Source organism: Agromyces fucosus (genome assembly GCF_004134865.1).
Classification (GTDB): Bacteria; Actinomycetota; Actinomycetes; order Actinomycetales; family Microbacteriaceae; genus Agromyces; species Agromyces fucosus.
In genome coordinates this window covers 509,358-525,094 of record NZ_SDPO01000003.1, presented here as the reverse complement: position 1 = coordinate 525,094, position 15,737 = coordinate 509,358, and the positions used below count along the sequence as shown (strand labels likewise).

Annotated in this window: 18 protein-coding genes; 4 read left to right on the top strand and 14 right to left on the bottom strand. The window is 69.9% G+C overall.

Features of this window, described 5'->3' with window-relative positions; translation table 11 throughout:
• Window positions 1-9: 9 nt before the first annotated feature.
• The 6 genes from ESP57_RS13945 to ESP57_RS13920 form a co-directional block, all read right to left on the bottom strand.
• Window positions 10-450: an Hsp20/alpha crystallin family protein gene (locus ESP57_RS13945; protein WP_056011328.1), complete on the bottom strand. Its 441-nt coding sequence runs from the start codon at window positions 448-450 to the stop codon at window positions 10-12.
• A gap of 169 nt (window positions 451-619) precedes the next feature.
• Window positions 620-1,051 carry a DUF6098 family protein gene (locus ESP57_RS13940; protein WP_129232020.1) on the bottom strand — a complete coding sequence of 144 codons (432 nt, stop codon included), beginning with the start codon at window positions 1,049-1,051 and terminating at the stop codon, window positions 620-622.
• A gap of 63 nt (window positions 1,052-1,114) precedes the next feature.
• Complete coding sequence (locus ESP57_RS13935; protein ID WP_056011334.1) at window positions 1,115-1,453, bottom strand: TFIIB-type zinc ribbon-containing protein; 339 nt, start codon at window positions 1,451-1,453, stop codon at window positions 1,115-1,117.
• Between the two features lie 237 nt (window positions 1,454-1,690).
• Entirely contained in the window at window positions 1,691-1,897 is a 207-nt protein-coding gene (locus tag ESP57_RS13930) for a cold-shock protein (protein WP_022893778.1), read from the bottom strand.
• A gap of 417 nt (window positions 1,898-2,314) precedes the next feature.
• Window positions 2,315-2,974, bottom strand: coding sequence for a UdgX family uracil-DNA binding protein (locus tag ESP57_RS13925; RefSeq protein WP_129232019.1), 660 nt, complete (start codon window positions 2,972-2,974; stop codon window positions 2,315-2,317).
• 147 nt (window positions 2,975-3,121) lie between these two features.
• Window positions 3,122-3,325 (bottom strand): cold-shock protein, encoded by a 204-nt coding sequence (locus tag ESP57_RS13920; protein WP_022893782.1) that lies wholly within the window; start codon window positions 3,323-3,325, stop codon window positions 3,122-3,124.
• A gap of 364 nt (window positions 3,326-3,689) precedes the next feature.
• Here ESP57_RS13920 and ESP57_RS13915 point away from each other — a divergent pair, with 364 nt between their 5' ends.
• Genes ESP57_RS13915 through ESP57_RS13905 form a run of 3 tightly spaced genes read left to right on the top strand, consistent with a single transcriptional unit; the run spans window position 3,690 to window position 5,949 of the window.
• Window positions 3,690-4,259 carry a VanZ family protein gene (locus ESP57_RS13915; protein WP_165877484.1) on the top strand — a complete coding sequence of 190 codons (570 nt, stop codon included), beginning with the start codon at window positions 3,690-3,692 and terminating at the stop codon, window positions 4,257-4,259.
• Window positions 4,260-4,301: 42 nt separating this feature from the next.
• Window positions 4,302-5,129 (top strand): sulfite exporter TauE/SafE family protein, encoded by an 828-nt coding sequence (locus tag ESP57_RS13910; RefSeq protein WP_243648535.1) that lies wholly within the window; start codon window positions 4,302-4,304, stop codon window positions 5,127-5,129.
• Window positions 5,119-5,949, top strand: a complete 831-nt coding sequence (locus ESP57_RS13905) for an NINE protein (RefSeq protein ID WP_129232017.1) — start codon at window positions 5,119-5,121, stop codon at window positions 5,947-5,949. The genes ESP57_RS13910 and ESP57_RS13905 overlap by 11 nt, the downstream gene beginning before the upstream one ends.
• A 57-nt stretch (window positions 5,950-6,006) precedes the next feature.
• On the opposite strand, the gene ESP57_RS13900 is transcribed toward ESP57_RS13905, so the two are convergent.
• Genes ESP57_RS13900 through ESP57_RS13880 form a run of 5 tightly spaced genes read right to left on the bottom strand, consistent with a single transcriptional unit; the run spans window position 6,007 to window position 10,987 of the window.
• A complete protein-coding gene (locus ESP57_RS13900) occupies window positions 6,007-7,452 on the bottom strand; it encodes an Ig-like domain-containing domain (protein ID WP_129232016.1) in 1,446 nt (481 codons plus the stop codon).
• Window positions 7,442-8,293: a TIGR03943 family putative permease subunit gene (locus tag ESP57_RS13895; RefSeq protein WP_129232015.1), complete on the bottom strand. Its 852-nt coding sequence runs from the start codon at window positions 8,291-8,293 to the stop codon at window positions 7,442-7,444. The genes ESP57_RS13900 and ESP57_RS13895 overlap by 11 nt, the downstream gene beginning before the upstream one ends.
• Window positions 8,286-9,371, bottom strand: coding sequence for a permease (locus ESP57_RS13890; protein WP_129232014.1), 1,086 nt, complete (start codon window positions 9,369-9,371; stop codon window positions 8,286-8,288). Before ESP57_RS13890 ends, ESP57_RS13895 begins: the two co-directional genes overlap by 8 nt.
• Complete coding sequence (locus ESP57_RS13885; protein ID WP_129232013.1) at window positions 9,368-10,597, bottom strand: RNA polymerase sigma factor; 1,230 nt, start codon at window positions 10,595-10,597, stop codon at window positions 9,368-9,370. The genes ESP57_RS13890 and ESP57_RS13885 overlap by 4 nt, the downstream gene beginning before the upstream one ends.
• 15 nt (window positions 10,598-10,612) lie before the next feature.
• A complete protein-coding gene (locus ESP57_RS13880) occupies window positions 10,613-10,987 on the bottom strand; it encodes a YciI family protein (protein ID WP_129232012.1) in 375 nt (124 codons plus the stop codon).
• 170 nt (window positions 10,988-11,157) lie between these two features.
• Between ESP57_RS13880 and ESP57_RS13875 the strand changes: the two genes are divergently transcribed.
• Window positions 11,158-12,279 carry a carboxylate-amine ligase gene (locus tag ESP57_RS13875; protein WP_165877483.1) on the top strand — a complete coding sequence of 374 codons (1,122 nt, stop codon included), beginning with the start codon at window positions 11,158-11,160 and terminating at the stop codon, window positions 12,277-12,279.
• Window positions 12,280-12,454: 175 nt separating this feature from the next.
• Here the strand turns inward: ESP57_RS13875 and ESP57_RS13870 are convergent, their stop codons facing one another.
• The 3 genes from ESP57_RS13870 to ESP57_RS13860 form a co-directional block, all read right to left on the bottom strand.
• Window positions 12,455-13,027, bottom strand: coding sequence for a hypothetical protein (locus ESP57_RS13870; protein ID WP_129232010.1), 573 nt, complete (start codon window positions 13,025-13,027; stop codon window positions 12,455-12,457).
• A 266-nt stretch (window positions 13,028-13,293) separates the two neighbouring features.
• Complete coding sequence (locus ESP57_RS13865; protein WP_129232009.1) at window positions 13,294-13,881, bottom strand: hypothetical protein; 588 nt, start codon at window positions 13,879-13,881, stop codon at window positions 13,294-13,296.
• A gap of 60 nt (window positions 13,882-13,941) precedes the next feature.
• Window positions 13,942-15,669, bottom strand: a complete 1,728-nt coding sequence (locus ESP57_RS13860) for an acyl-CoA dehydrogenase family protein (RefSeq protein ID WP_207904554.1) — start codon at window positions 15,667-15,669, stop codon at window positions 13,942-13,944.
• Between the last annotated feature and the right edge of the window lie 68 nt (window positions 15,670-15,737).

Genomic DNA, 15,737 nt, shown 5'->3' with positions numbered 1-15,737 from the left:
TCGCGAGCGTCAGCTCGACGAGCCCGCGGTCACCTGTTGCTGCTCGGAGTTCGGCGAGCTCATCACCTCGACCTTGCGGGGCTTCGCGCGCTCGCTCATCGGGATGATCACGCTCAGCACCCCGTTGTCGTAGTGCGCGCTGATGCCGGCGGTGTCGATACCCTCGCCGAGGGTGATCTGGCGAAGGAACGAACCGCTCGGTCGCTCGTGCGCGAGCCACTTGACCTCGCCGTTGGCGCGCAGCGTGCGCTCGGCGCGGATCGTGAGCAGCTGACCGTCGACGTCCACGTCGACCGAGCCGGGGTCGACGCCCGGCAGGTCTGCGGCGAGCACGTAGTGGTCGCCATCGCGGTGCAGGTCGATCGGCATCACCCGCGGCCCCTGTCGCGAATCGAGCATGTCCGCAGCGAGGCGGTCGAGCTCACGGAACGGGTCCCACATCATGGCCATGACTTCTCCTCCCTGTCGCCGCCGAAGCGGCCGATTCTGGAGTTGAGCCCCTTCGACTCAACTACGTCCAGATTAGCACTCTCCACGTGAGAGTGCCAAGACTGTCGCGAGTCGAATCCGGCGCGATTGAGGCGCGAACACGCGCGCCAGCACGCGCGAACAGCGCGCCCTATTCCGGCCCCCGGCCCGCATCGAACCGAGTGCGATATCTCGCCTCCGCCTCGTCGAGCACGGCCCCGGAGAGTCGCACGACCGGCTCGACGTCGGCGAGCAGCGGCTCCGAGTCCGGGCCCCTGCCGACGATGCGCCCGCGCAGCACCCAGGCGAACCGCTCGGGGTTCCGCTCACGCAGGTGCTTGTACTGGCAGAGCTGCCTCGCGAGCCAGTCGGCGCGCTCGCGAGTCCACCACGGCTGCGGGTCGAGCGGATTCACCGAGAGCCCTGGCAGCTCGAGTCCGCTCTCGGTGTCGATGCTCGCCTCGTCGCGATCATGCTCGAATCCCTCGGAATACCGCACGTGGAGTCCGGGCATCCGCCCGACGAGCGCATCGAGTTCGTCGAGCGAGTCGAGCTCCGGGAGCTCCGCGTCGAGCGCGTTCATGGCGCGATGCTCATGCCGGCCGTTCGCGGCCGACAGCCGGGTTGACGAGTCGGTCCGCCGGGATCAGTCGAAGAGCTCGGAGAGCCAGCTCTCCTTCTTCTTCTTCCGGTAGCCCTGGTCGCCGTACCCGCGGTTGTCGTACCCCCGGTTGTCACCGCGGTTGTCGTACCCGGACTGCTGGTACGACGGCTGGCCGTAGGCCGGCGCCTGCGGCTGCGTCGGCGGAGCGGGCGGAGCAGGTGCGGCCTGGGTGGGAGCCGAGAACTCGCGCGCCGCGCGCTCGACGATCTTGTCGAGTTCGCCCCGGTCGAGCCACACGCCGCGACACGTCGGGCAGTAGTCGATCTCGATGCCGCTGCGTTCGCTCATCACGAGCACGGTTCCGTCGGTGGGGCACTGCATTGGGGGGCTCCTTCTTCGGGGCCGACCGGGATCGATCGGGGTTGTTCGACGAGTTCGAGCCTAGGGAGCGAAGCTCTGAAGAAGCCCAGTGAATGCACAGAGCGACACCCCGTGAAATGCACAGAGCGGATGCCGCGGCGCCTGCCTCACGAAGAGGCGGCTGCCGCGACATCCGCTCGTGGATCGGGTGCCAGCGCGCTCAGCGCACCGGCACCCGATCGAAAGGGATGCGAGAACTTACGAAATGACCGTGATGTTCTCAGCCTGCAGACCCTTGGGGCCGCGGGCGGTCTCGAATTCGACCTTCTGGTTCTCCTCGAGCGAGCGGTAGCCGCCCGATGCGATCGCGCTGAAGTGCGCGAAGACGTCGGCCGAGCCGTCGTCAGGAGCGATGAAGCCGAAGCCCTTGTCGGCGTTGAACCACTTGACGGTTCCGGTAGCCATATTCTTTTCCTTCTGTAAAGCCGAGCCGCCGAAGCGGCTGCGACGTGCACGGCCTCAGGCCGTGCAGGGTTCCGACGGCGACGTCCGCCGCCGGAAGTTGGTGGTGCGAACGAGTCGCATGGTGTTGGTGGCCGGGTACGAGATGAAACGGCCCGGCGTGCCAGAACCCGGCATGCCAGACGCCGCGATCAGTGACCTGCGGGAGGAACCGGTGCGGGGCTTCGTCGCCGTCATCGCACCGAGTGCTTCGGCGTGAGAGATGTTGCTTCGTCCCGACTGGTCATCGGCTTCCCAGCCGTGTCACGTGGGAGAGAACCCCACTGCAGATAACTCCAGCCTAGTCGCTTCTCATGTGCAAGCGCTGGGAAATCTGCAGATGCGTTCGAAGTCGTGCCCCGATCCGCGGGACGAGCCGCTTCACCAGGCCACGGATGCCGCGGTGCGGAGATCCTCGACGAGGCGTGCGAATGCCGCCTCGCGGTCGGCGGCATCATCGATGCGGAGCAGCGCCGACGGGTGCGTCGTGACGACGGTCGGGGCGGGGAGCGCCGTCGGCGGCGCTGTGGGGTCGGGCGGCAGCACCCGGCCCCGCACCTGCCCGATGCGCACCGTGCGGCCGAGCACTGCTCGAGCGGCCGTCGCGCCGAGCGCCACGACGACGGCCGGGTCCACCGCCTCGAACTCCGCTTCGAGCCAGGGATGGCACGCGACGATGTGGGCGACGGCCGGCTTCTCGTGGATGCGTCGCTTGCCGCGACGCTCGAACCGGAAGTGCTTGACGGCGTTCGTCACGTACACGCGATCACGAGGGATGCCGGCAGCATCGACGGCATCGGCGAGCACCCGTCCGGCCGGACCGACGAAGGGCTCGCCCTCGACATCCTCCCGATCGCCCGGCTGTTCACCGACGAGCATCATCGACGCGGTGTCGCGTCCGCGCGAGAAGACGACCTGCGTGGCGTCGCGCCAGAGCTCGCAGCCGCGACAGGATGCTGCGGCGACCCGGAGTTCGTCGAGTCCGCCCTCGGCGGGCACCCATTCCTCGGCACCCGGTCGCTCGATGTCGTCTGCGCCCATGCGAAGCACGGTACGCACGCTCGGCGTGTGCGGCGAGGGGGTTGCGCACTGGGCCGCGCCGCGCCCGGACCCGGCACGACGCGCGCCGGGCATGACGAACGCCCCCGCAGCCTGCGCTGCGGGGGCGTTCGAGTGGTGCGCCTCGGCCTAGAGGCCGCGGATGTTCTCGGCCTGCAGACCCTTCGGGCCCTGTGCGACCTCGAATTCGACCTTCTGGCCCTCTTCGAGCGAACGGTAGCCGTTGCCCGAGATGGCGCTGAAGTGCGCGAAGACGTCGGCCGAGCCGTCGTCGGGAGCGATGAAGCCGAAGCCCTTTTCGGCGTTGAACCACTTGACGGTTCCGGTTGCCATACTGCTGTCCTTCTGTCCTATGGGCTGCTGGTGCGGCCCGATGCGATCGACGGTCGATCGCTGCCCCGCGCGGCGGGTTGCCGACGGAGCGGGGGGCGAGGGGCGGGAGTGCGCTCAGGCATCCGCCGTCTCGTATCGGGTCATGCCACGCGGATCGGTCCGCCTCCGGGCAATCGGGTGGAGGCACGGGCGAGTGCCCGCTTGATGGAGGAATCAGTGAACATACCCTATCGGGTGACGTTCAGGTTCACAGGCTACGCGACCGAATCGTGACATGGGAAGTCCTTGTGCCGAAATTCATCGCCATCGAGGAAACCCGGCGCGATGTCAGAGTGCTCGCAGCAAATGGGTGGAGAATCGGGGCATGAACCGCCGCCCCCTCGGTCTCGTCGCTGCTGCGTACGCAGCAGCGGTGCTCTGGGCGACGATCGGTCCCGCGCCGTGGCGCACGGCCGGGCATCAGCTCGAGGGCGGCATCCTGAATCCCGATGCCTGGACGGCTCCCGTCACGTGGACCACCGGCTACCTCTCCGAGATCGCCTTCAACGTGGCGATCTTCCTCCCGGTCGGCGTGCTGGCGGCGCTCCTCATCCCCCGCCGCCGCTGGGTGCTCGCGATGCTCGCGGGCTTCGCGTTCACCGTCGTCATCGAGCTCGTGCAGGTGCCGGAGCCCACGCGCATCTCCGATCCTCGCGACCTCGTGATGAACACGGCCGGCGCGGTGCTCGGCGTGCTCGTCGTCGTGCTCGCCCGCGGCGTGCGGCGGGCCGGACTCGTCGCGGCGGCGCTGGTCGAGCTCGTCCCCGAACGACTGGTCGAGCTCGTCCCCGAACGCTTAGCGGATGCCGCTGCGCCCGTCGTCGCCCGGCACGACCCCGTCGCGCACGCACCCGAGCCCGCCCTCGCCGCGGCACAGGTCGACCGCGCGGCGTAGTCGCGCCGGTACCGGCCGCGGTCGCGCCAGTACAGTAGGCGGGTGACTTCCGCCGACTCCACTCCTGCCGAGACCGATCGGCGCGCCGGATGGGTGCGTCTCGCCGTCATCGGCGCGGTCGGCGGCCTGCTCTCGGGTGCCTTCGGCGTCGGCGGCGGCATCCTCATGGTTCCGTTGTTCGTGATGTTCGCCGGCATGGACCAGCGCCGCGCCTCGGCCACGTCGCTCGCTGCGATCGTGCCGACGGCGATCGTGGGCGCCGTCACCTACTTCCTCAACGGCGAGGTCGCCCTGATCCCCGCACTCTTCGTCGCCGCGGGCGGCATCATCGGCTCGTGGGTCGGCGCGCGACTGCTGCGTCGCCTCCCGCTCGGCTGGCTGCGCTGGATGTTCATCGCCCTCCTCGTCGCCGTCGCCGTGCGCATGCTGCTCTTCGTGCCGGAGCGCGCCGCGATGCAGCTCGAGCTCGACGCGCTCACGATCATCGGCATGGTCGCGATCGGACTCGTCATCGGCGTGGCATCCGGTCTCTTCGGCATCGGCGGCGGTCTCGTCATGGTGCCCGCGTTCATGCTCTTCTTCGGCATGAGCGACCTCGTCGCAAAGGGCACGTCGCTCGCCGTGATGATCCCCACCGCGATCAGCGGCACCGTCACGAACGCCCGCGGCGGCATCGTCGACCTGCGCGCGGGCATCATCGCCGGCGTCGCGGCGACGGCGGCGTCGTTCGGCGGCGTGGCCCTCGCGCACCTGATGTCGCCGGCAGTGTCGACCTGGCTGTTCGCGGCCCTCGTCGTGATCGCCGCGGTGCAGCTCTCGGTGCGCGCCATTCGACAGCAGAAGAAGGAGAGGAGCGAACGTGTCGCTTGAAGCCGGTTGGTACGACGACGAATCCGATACCGCGCTGCTGCGCTACTGGGACGGCACCGCCTGGACTCCCCACACTGCCGCGAGAGCTGCGGATGCCGCGCCGAACCCCTTGCCCGCGACCCCGCCCTCGCCCGGCGCGCCCCTGACGCCGCCCGCAGCACCCGGTGCCCCGTTCGCCCCCTCGACCGCGTCGACCCCGCTCGCCGGGCCTCCGATCCCCGCTTTCGGTGCGGCCCCCGCCTTCGACGACATCGACGAGTCGACGACGGCTCGGCCGATGGGCTCCCCGGCACCGCAGCAGCCGGCAGCCGCTGCGCCTCCGACCGCTCCTGCGTATCCCATCGCCGCTCCGGGTGCGTTCCCGCCGCCGCCCGCCGCGCCGTCGGAGTTCCCGTCCTACACGCTGCCCGCCCCTCCGGGCTACGCCCCCCTGCAGGAGCAGACGACCGCGCCGCTCCCGCCCGGGTACGCCGCGGCGCCCGGGCCGCAGTTCTCGTACGAGCCGTACCGCACCACGGGTCGCACCTTCGTCGCGACCTGGCTGTTCGCGCTGCTGCTCGGCTTCTGGGGAGCCGACCGCTTCTACCTCGGCAAGATCGGCACCGCGATCGCGAAGCTCCTGACGCTCGGCGGCCTCGGCGTGTGGGTGCTCGTCGACCTGCTGCTCGTGCTGACCGGTTCGCAGCGCGACCGCGAGGGTCGCGAGCTCGAGGGATACCACGAGCACAAGCGCACCGCGTGGATCGTGACGGGCGGGCTCGTCGCACTGTCGGTGATCTCGAGCCTCGTGGCGAACATCGCGGGCCTGCTGGTGCGCTGACCGGCCTCGCTCGCCCCGAGCTCCAGCCGCTTCAGTCGTCTCCCCGAGCTCCGGGGTTCAGTCGCTGCACCACTCCGAGAAGCCGCCGACCGCGCTCATCACCGTGCGGCCGGTCGCGATCTCGACCACCGTGGTCATCATCTCGGTGAAGCCGGGATTCTCGCGGTACCCGTCGACCGTTCCCGCCTGGGGAGACTGGGCGACGGCCACGAACTGGGCGTTCGGCGAGACGCAGTACTCGCGGATCAGGCTCGCCTCATCGGCCGGCGCGAACACCTCTCGCAGCTCACCGTCGTCGTCGACCTCGGCGAGGACGGAGCTGCGCACGTTGCGATCGCCCTCCACGGTCGCCGCGACGAGCGAGATGAGGTACCGCGAGCGTCCATCGAGCATCGTGATCGGGCCCGGGTAGACGTGATCCGCGATGTCGGCCGAGGCGAGCTCGAGCGTCGTGGAGCTTCCGTCGGCCAGGTCGAAGCGCACGCCGCGATCGGGGTCGGCGACGATGAGCTGGGTCGTGCCCGGCACGAAGCCGCGCAGCTCGGTGTGCACGCCGAGCGGCGACGGCTGCTGCTTCGCGATGACGTCGACGACGAAGACCGACTGCTCGAAGTCCTGCACCACGACGGAGGTCGTGCCGGGAACGAACATCCACGACGAGACGTGCGACTTCTCGCCGTCGAGGCCGAGCACCGGCAGCAGCTCCATGCCGCCGTTCGTCGAGAGGTCGATCGCGATGAGCTCGCGGTCGAAATCGCGCACGCCGTCGATCTCGGGCGAGCTGAGCACCAGGGCGGCGAGCGGGTTCGTGGTCGAGACCGCGAGATCGCGGATCGACGCGCCCCTGGGGATTCCGAACTGCTGCGGCTCTCCCTGGCGCATGTCGGTGACGAAGAGCAGGTTCGATCCGTCGTCCTCGATGGTCACGGCGAGCAGCAGGTCGCCGGAGTGCGCGAACTCCTGGATGCGCGGCGCTTCGAACACGGTCTCGGGTTCGCCGCCGTCGAGCGGCTTGCGCTGCACGACGTCGGGCTCGCCCCGGTCGCTGCGGCGGATGAGCGTGTACAGGTCGGTCCCCGGCGTCGTGAACTCGTATTCGAGCGTCGCCGGCGTGGGCTGCACCGCACCGACGACCCCGGGAACGCGCACGGTGTAGTCGGTCGCGTGGGCGAGCGGTGCGTCGAAGGTGAGCGTGATCGTGCGATCGTCGATCTCGGCGGTCACGGCCGCCTCGGGTTCGATCACGATGCCGGCCTCATCGAGCGATGCGACGGACTGGTTCACCTCGAGGGTCAGCTTCTGGCCTGCGAGCACGGTCGTGCGCTGCACGTCGAGTTGCGCGTCGTTCAGCCGCGGTCCCTGGGCGATGTTCGCGAACGCGAGCCATCCGACCGCCAGCGCGAGCACCGCGATGCTGCCGGCGAGCCGCCTGGCGAATGCGCTCGTGCCCCGCGCTCCGGATCCAGCACCGGGCTCAGCGGGGAGCAACTCGTCAGAAGACATAGGGGTCACTCGGTTCCTCGATGCGATCGAGTTCATCGGGCACCAGCACGAGCGGATCGGTCGCGGACCCGGCCGGGTTCGCGGTCAGCGCTCCGGATGCCTCGACCCACTGATCCGCGTCGTACTCCTCCTCCCATCCGGGAAGGTAGACCGGTACCCCGACCGGCTGGGCATCGATGGCGCAGTGCGTCACGACGAACCTCGTGATGTAGAAGACGTTCTCGGAATCCTCGGTCGATGCGAGCACGAACCCGCTGACGTCGACGGGGGTGCCGGTGTAGGTGTCGACATCGGGGTTCTGTCGGAGGAGGACGGCCCAGTCCTTCACGGTGAAGCTCGAGGTGTCGCCGCCGACGAGGGCGGCGCCGTCCCGATCGATCGCCGATGCCTCGCTGTTGATGCTGCGCTGGGATGCGACGGCCGAGGTCAGCGTCGCCGGAGGCAGCACGAGGAGCGCCAGGGTCGCGCCGACGACGATGACCGCGGTCTGCGCCGTGCGGATCCTGCCGGGCGGTGCCGACGGTGCGTGCTCGTGCTCGTGCACGGGTTCGGGCCGCGTACCGCGAACGCGCGCGCGGGCGTGGGGCGTCGGCGTCGGCGTCGGCGTCGGCGTCGGCGTCGAGACATCCGACTCGCTCGCATGCTCGTCGTCGAGCGGCGGCCAGGCGAACGCGGCGACCACGAACACGGCACCGATGATCGCCATGAGGATCGCGAACCACGACGAGGCCGGGTTGATGTACAGGCCGAGCTGATCGGTCAGCGCGAGCCATACGGTGGCGACGATGCCGACGAGGGCGAGCACGATGCCCTGCCACCGCGCGATGAGTCGTCTACGCAAGGGTGTTCACCGCCAACCCGAGGGCAGCGCTCGCGAGCCCCACCACGACGGTGACCTGCACGAGCGTCTTGGCCGTGAACGTCGTGCGCATGAGCGCGAGCATCTTGACGTCGATCATCGGACCGAACACGAGGAAGGCGACGATCGCGCCCGGCATGAACGTCGAGCCGAACGCGAGGATGAAGAACGCGTCGACGTTCGAGCAGATCGCGACGACGAAGGCGAGCGCCATGAGCGCGAACACCGACAGGATCGGGTTCTGGCCGAGCGTCAGGAGCACGTCTCGGGAGACCGTCACCTGGATGAGGCCGGCGATCGCAGATCCAACGAAGAGTGCCGGCATCATCGCCGCGGTCTCCTTCGCGAACATGTCGACGCTGCGCCGGCTGCGCGAGGCGGGCACCTCATCGTGGGCGTGGGCGCAGCTCGCCTGGAACTTCGGAGTGAGCAGGCTCATGGGGCTCGGGTGCCGGCTGTAGATCCAGCCGATGAGGTTCGCGATGACGAAGCCGCCGAGGATGCGCGAGACGAGGATGCCGTCGGACCAGCCGAACGCCTGGTACGTCGTGATGATCGTGACCGGGTTCAGGATGGGGGCGGCGAGGAGGAAGGTCATCGACTCCCCCACCGTGAGTCCGCGGAGGATCAGGCCGCGCGTGAGGGGCACGTTGCCGCACTCGCAGACCGGCAGCAGCACGCCGAGCAGCGAGAGCGTCACTCGTCGCACGACGGCGTTCTTCGGCAGATGGCGCAGCAGGAATCCGTCGGGCAGCCAGACCTGCACGCCGATCGAGAGCAGGATGCCGAGGAAGACGAACGGCAGGCTCTCGATGATGACGCTGATCGAGAGCGTGAAAAAGTCCTGCACGGTGTTCGAGAGCAGGTCGCCGAGTGCCTCGGGCGCGAAGACCCGGATGCCGACGAAGAACAGCACGAGGCCGAGGCCGAGCGCGAGACCGAGGCCGGCGCGGCCCCGCGGTCGCTCGATGGCACCGTGGTGGTGCTGGCGCCCCGACGTGTGCGGTCGTGCGGGCGAGCGCTGATCGCGGCGCGCGTCACGGAGTTGGGGGCGACTCATCCGCTCCAGCGTAGACGTTCGCTCTTCGCCGCGAGGTAGCGCTGCTCCGGGCCGTTCAGCGTGCGGCGTGCCGCTTCGGTGAACGCGAGCGATGCGGCATCCGTCGCCCCTGACAGCTCGAGGAGGTGACCGCGCACCGCCCACGTGCGGTGGTGTTCTGCAAGTGCGCCGTCGGTCGACGACTCGGATGCCTCGAGCGCCGCGAGACCCGCCTGCGGGCCCTCGACCATGGCGAGCGCCACGATCCGCCCGAGCGAGACCATCGGCCCGGGGCTGAGCCGGCCGAGCAGCTCGTAGAGACCGAGGATCTCGATCCAGTCAGTGCCGGCCGTGGAGGGCGCCTCGTCGTGCACGGCGGCGATCGCGGCCTGCAATTGGTACGGGCCGATCGGCGCCCGGTCGAGCACCTCGGTCACGAGGGCGACGCCCTCGTCGATCATGGCTCGGTCCCAGCGGGAGCGCTCCTGTTCGTCGAGCGGCACGAGGGCGCCCGCGGCGTCGGTCCGCGCCGCTCGGCGGGCATCGGTGAGCAGCATGAGGCCGAGGAGGCCGGTCGTCTCACCCGAAGCATCGGCGTCGGCTTCCCGCAACTGTCTGGCGAGTCGGATGGCCTCGGCCGAGAGGTCCAGGCGTGCGAGATCGTCGCCGGAGCTCGCCGTATGACCTTCGGTGAAGATGAGGTACAGCACCTGGCGGAGCGCCGCGAGCCTCGCCTCGAGCTCCGGCGGCCGCGGCATCCGGAAGCCCTCGTCGCTCGCCCTGATGCGCGCCTTCGCCCGCGAGATGCGCTGGGCGACGGTGGGCTGGGGCAGCAGGAGCGCACGGCTGATCTCGGCGGTCGTGAGCCCGCCGACGGCGCGGAGCGTGAGGGCGAGCTGCGCCGGCCGGTCGAGCGCCGGGTGGCAGCAGAGCAGGAACAGGGCGAGCGTGTCGTCGACGGCGGTCACGTGCGCGGGCTCGGGTTCGAGCTCGACGGCGCGCGCCTCCCGTCGTCGACGGGCGACATCCGATCGCACTTCGTCGATGTACCGCCGCGACGCCACGCGCACGAGCCATGCGCGCGGGCTGTCGGGCACCCCGCCCGTCGGCCACTGCTCGGCGGCGGCGATGAGCGCCTCCTGCATGGCGTCTTCGCACGCGGCGAAGTCGCCGTACCGCCGCACGAGCACTGCGAGCGCGGATGGTGCGGCGGCTCTCAGCGCCCGAACGGCGTCGGCGTCAGGCATCGGGGTTCACGACTCTCACACGTCGGGGCCCGATGCCATCTCGAGTACCGGGCGCACCTCGACGAGACCGAACTGCGCCTCGGGGAACCGGCCGGCGATCTCGACCGCTCGCGCCTCGCTCTCGCAGTCGACGAGGTAGAAGCCGGCGAGCAGCTCCTTCGTCTCGGCGAACGGGCCGTCGCTCGCGACCGCGCCGTCGCCGCCGTTCGTGACGCGCTTGGCGAGCGAGATGTCGGCGAGCGCCTCTGCCGCGATGACCTCGCCGCTCGAGGCGAGCTCGGTGCTGATCGCCTCGTAGAACCCGTAGCCCTCGGCCTGCTCTTCGGGCGTGAACGCATTCCACACGGCGCGCGACTCGGGGTTGCTGTAGATCTGGATCAGGTACTTCATCGGAATCGCTCCTTCGATCTGGGAGGCTGAACCGCGCTCCCACCAGTATGTCGAGGCTGTGTGACGGATTTCGACAGCATGTTCCCTCCGTCCGGAAGGGGGGGTTGACACCGCTCTCACGATTGAGGAGAGTTCGAGCGTCTGCATCGTGCTCAGGGGAGGGGACTGCGGTGGCGGTAGTCTCCACGTTCGGCATCGAAGAGGAGTTCGTCTTCCTCGACCCCGAGACGCTTCGCCCGGCGGATGTCGCGGAGGGTGCGTTCGACCACCTCCACGCGCGCCCGGAGCTGGCCCGCATCACGCACCGCGAGTTCCTCGCCTCCCAGGTCGAGCACGCCTCGGCGGTGTTCACCTCGACGGATGCCGCGCACAACGCCCTCGTGGGCTTCCGTCGCGAACTCGCAGCAGAGGCCGAGCGGCTCGGCGTCGTCATCGCGAGCGTCGGCATGCCGCCCGACGCGTACGGCTTCCCCACGGTCACCGACCTGCCGCGGTACCTCCGCATCGTCGAAGACATGGGCGGCGTCATCGCCGACCATCAGATCCAGGGCCTCCACGTGCACGTGGGGGTCGCCGACCACGATGACGGGATCCGCGCCCTCAACGCCACGAGGACCTGGCTTCCGCTCTTCTCGGCGCTGACCGGCAACTCGCCGATCTGGCGCGGACACGACACGGGGTTCGAGAGCTGGCGCAACGTCGCCCAGCGGCGCTGGACCACCACCGGCTGCCCTCCGATCTTCCGCGACGGCGCCGACTACGATCGGCGCCTCGAACGGCTGATCGGCGTCGGCGGCATGAAGGACCAGGCGATCATCATGTGGAACGCCCGCCTGTCGTCGCACGTGCCCACGGTCGAGATCCGCGTCGCCGATGCGCAGCTCGAGGCATGGTCCGCAGTGCTGCTCGCGGCGCTCTTCCGCGCCCTCGTCGCGTGCGTCGTCGACGAGTCGCTGGAGAGCGAGGCCGCGGTGAAGCCGACCTCGGAGGCTGCTCCCGGCCCCGAGTTGTTGAACGCGTCGCTCATGCACTCGGCGCACTCCGGACTGAGCGGCACGGTGCTCGACCCCGTGCTCGCCGAGCTGCTTCCCGCTGCAGAGGTGCTGGAGCGGTGCATCCGCGTGCTGCAGCCGGGGCTCGAGGCGGCAGGGGACCTCGAGCTCGCACGCGAGGGAATGGCACGACTGCTGCGCGAGGGCACCGGCGCTGCCCGGCAGCGCACGGCGTTCGCCGCCGGCGGCGTGCAGGGCCTGGGGAAGCTGTACGGAGAGAGATTCGCGGCTGCCGGATGACGCGCGCGGCAGCCGGGCGCGACAAATCCGCCGCCTGCATGACGTCGCCTCACCCGTCGCCGAGTCGGCGGCATTTTGCCGGACATCGTGTCTCACCGGTGCATATGTGGGCCCAAGCACGCTCTGGTCCTGAAAAATGTGCCGGCCTACGCCACCGCCGCCGCGGCGCGCCGGATCAGCAGCCAGGACCGGACGGGTTCGCGTTGCAGTCGCCGTCGGTGAGCACGGTGTCGAAGTCGCCGACCAGCACTCGCTGCGGATCGCCGGCGACGGCCAGCGTGCCGGCGATCGCGCGCCAGCCGGAACCGGCGAACCGGTACTCGGCACGCAGCACGACCTCGAGCGCGACGGTGTATTCGCCGGAATCGGCGTACACGTGGCTCGTTCCCGTCGTCGTGAACTCGCGTTGCCCGAGCATCGCCCACGTCGCGCCCGGCGCGCCGCTCTCGAGGACACCCCCGTCGCTGTGGCGCCACCGGTATCCGACCGGCGTGAACCGCACGTCGGCGGGCTGGCCGAGCAGGGTGCCCGAGACGACCTGCACGGATGCCGCGGCCACGAAGTTCGCCGGAAGGTCCTCGACCGCCCAGCCGCCGGGCTCCATCTCGTTGCCCGGCTTTGCGGGGACGAAGGACGCGATGTCGCGGAGCGTGACGACGACGGGCGGGGCTGGCGCAGTGGGGTCTGGGGGTGTCGTCGTCGGAGCCGCGCAGAGCTGGGCGTTCAGAGGGCTGCAGTTCTCGGGCATTGTGGGTTCTTGTGTCGAGGACTCCTCTTCGAACCGGATGTCTTCGGGGCCTCGATCGGGCGGTTCCTCGCCATGGGTTGATTCGATGGGGTCGCCGCCACTGCCTATGACTTCCAGGACTGCTTCATTCGGCCCGAGGCTGGATCCGAGATCGCAACCGAGTATCACTGCCACGCTTGAACACCCATCGTCGGAGTCGTCTGCAGTCGCCGGGAACACTCCACTTGTCATGATGGACGTGAGGACCAGCGCGCCTATCGCCGCACTCAGCAGAAGTCGTCGCCTGACCACTCGTCGATCCGATCGATTAGAAGCGTTCTCGGGACTTCGGGATTGGAGACAAGGAATGCCTGCGACGGCACTCGGTTGTCTCGGTCGACAGGCGTGACGTCGCTTCCGTCGGGCCCAATTATTCGAACATCAGAGACGTCGCGGCAAAGGTAGATGGAAACCTGCGCAAGCCCGTCTGCCTCGGACTTGTCCACCAATGAGGTGGTGTCGAACGTACTCGCGCCCTGCGTTCGCGCTCCTGCTGCGAGGAACGCGCCAAACTCCTCAGCCAACAGATCGGAATGAGCCGGCGTAACGAAGGGATCAATGCGTTCAGGGTGTGCACCAGATTCAGCGAGGATCGTCGTCGAAGCACCTTGGTACAGCTCATACGCCTCAACAGCCGCCGCGAGCGCCTCCTCATCCGAGGCGAAGATCGGCTCCGCGGCATCCGCCGACGGGCTCGGCGACGGCGTCGGTGCATCGCCCACGCAACCGCTCAGCAGGAGCGCGAGGGCACCGGCTGCGGCGAGCGCGGCGGCGACCCGCGGTCGGGATCGCCGCATCGGTCGGGAGAGGGACATGGCGAACACCCTAGGCGAGCATCCGGCGCCCGACGACGGTTTATCCACAGGCGAGCACCCTCACGCCCGCGCGAGGATCCCCGCGACATCCGCGCCGCGCGGCAGCACCCCGTACTGCCGTCCGCCCTCGTCGCCGAGGCGCGTGCGCACGAACGCATCGGCGACGCCGCCGGGCGAGTACCGCAGCATGAGCGAGCCCTGCAGCACGAGGGCAAGGCGCTCGGTGAGTTCCCGTGCGAGGAACGCCGCGCTCGCGGCATCCGTCGCCGACAGCTCGCGCACGAGCGATCGTGCCGCGGCGAGCGCGGCATCGAACACGGGCGACTCCCCCGCGGCCGCGCCGACCTCGGCGAAGAACGCCTCGAACGCCTCGGGCTCCCGCGCCAGCACGCGCAGCACGTCGAGCGCGATGACGTTGCCCGAGCCCTCCCAGATCGCGAGCAGCGGCTGCTCCCGATAGCGGCGGGCGAGCGGGAACGCCTCGGTGTACCCGTTGCCGCCGAGGCACTCGAGGGCTTCGGCGGCGTGACCGGCACCGCGCTTGCAGACCCAGTACTTCGAGACGGCCGTCGCCAGCCGGCGGAACGCCTGCTCGGCGCCATCCGCATCCTCGTCGTACGAGCGCGCGAGCCGCATCGCGGTCAGCGTCGCGGCCTCGGACTCGAGCGCCAGGTCGGCGACGACCGCGCTCATCACCGGCTGGTCGACGAGCAACGCACCGAATGCGCTGCGGTGCCGCACGTGCCACGCCGCCTCGGCGACGGCCTGCCGCATGCCCGCCGCCGAGCCGATCACGCAATCGAGCCGGGTGCGCGTCACCATCTGCACGATGGTCGCGACGCCCCGCCCCTCCTCGCCAATGAGCCAGCCGGTCGTGCCGTCGAGCTCGATCTCGCTCGAGGCGTTCGACCGGTTGCCGAGCTTGTCCTTCAGCCGCTGGATGCGGAACACGTTCCGCGAGCCGTCGGGCAGCACGCGCGGCACGAAGAAGCAGCTGAGCCCGTGCTGCGCCTGCGCGAGCACGAGGAACGCGTCGCTCATGGGCGCGCTGCAGAACCACTTGTGCCCGGTCAGTCCGTACTCGGCGCCCCACGACGCCGCGCCGCTGCTCGAGCCGGAACCGCCGCGCCGCTCGGCGCGCGTCGTGTTCGCCCGCACGTCGGAACCGCCCTGCTTCTCGGTCATCGCCATGCCCACGAGCGCCGACTGCTTCGTCGTGCCGCCACCGCCGCCATCACCGCCGAGCCGGGGCTCGTACGCTCGGCTCAGCAGCCGCGGCATCCATTCGTCTCGCAGGCCGGATGCCGCGAGCTCGAGCGTCGGCACCGCCGCGTGCGTCATCGACACCGGGCAGGCGTGCCCCGGCTCGACCTGCGCGAACAGCAGGAACGCCGCCGCGCGGTCGACGTTCGCACCCGGACCCGGCGCCGCAGCGGCACTCGTGTGCGCTCCGGCGGCGACGGCCGCCCCGATGACCCGGTGGTAGGCGTCGTCGTACTCGACCTCGTCGATGCGGCGGCCCCACCGATCGAAGGCCTGCAGCACGGGCGGGTGGGTGTTCGCGCGCTCGGCGTCGCGCTGGAAGGCCGAAGACCCGACGAGCGCGCCGATGCGTGCGAGCTCCTGAGCGGATGCCTCGGCCTGAGCGGATGCCTCAGGGCGAGCGGATGCTTCGGCGCCGCCGCGACCCCATCGCGCGACCGCCTCGACGAGCGGCACGTTCGATGTGAACTCGTCGACACCCTCGCGGGCGGGCACCTGGTTCTCGACCTCATGGGTGTTGATCATCACGACCTCCGCGCCCATTCTCGCGCCTCTGCAATGTGCTGATGGCCGCGAATTTCGCTCTCGGTGAA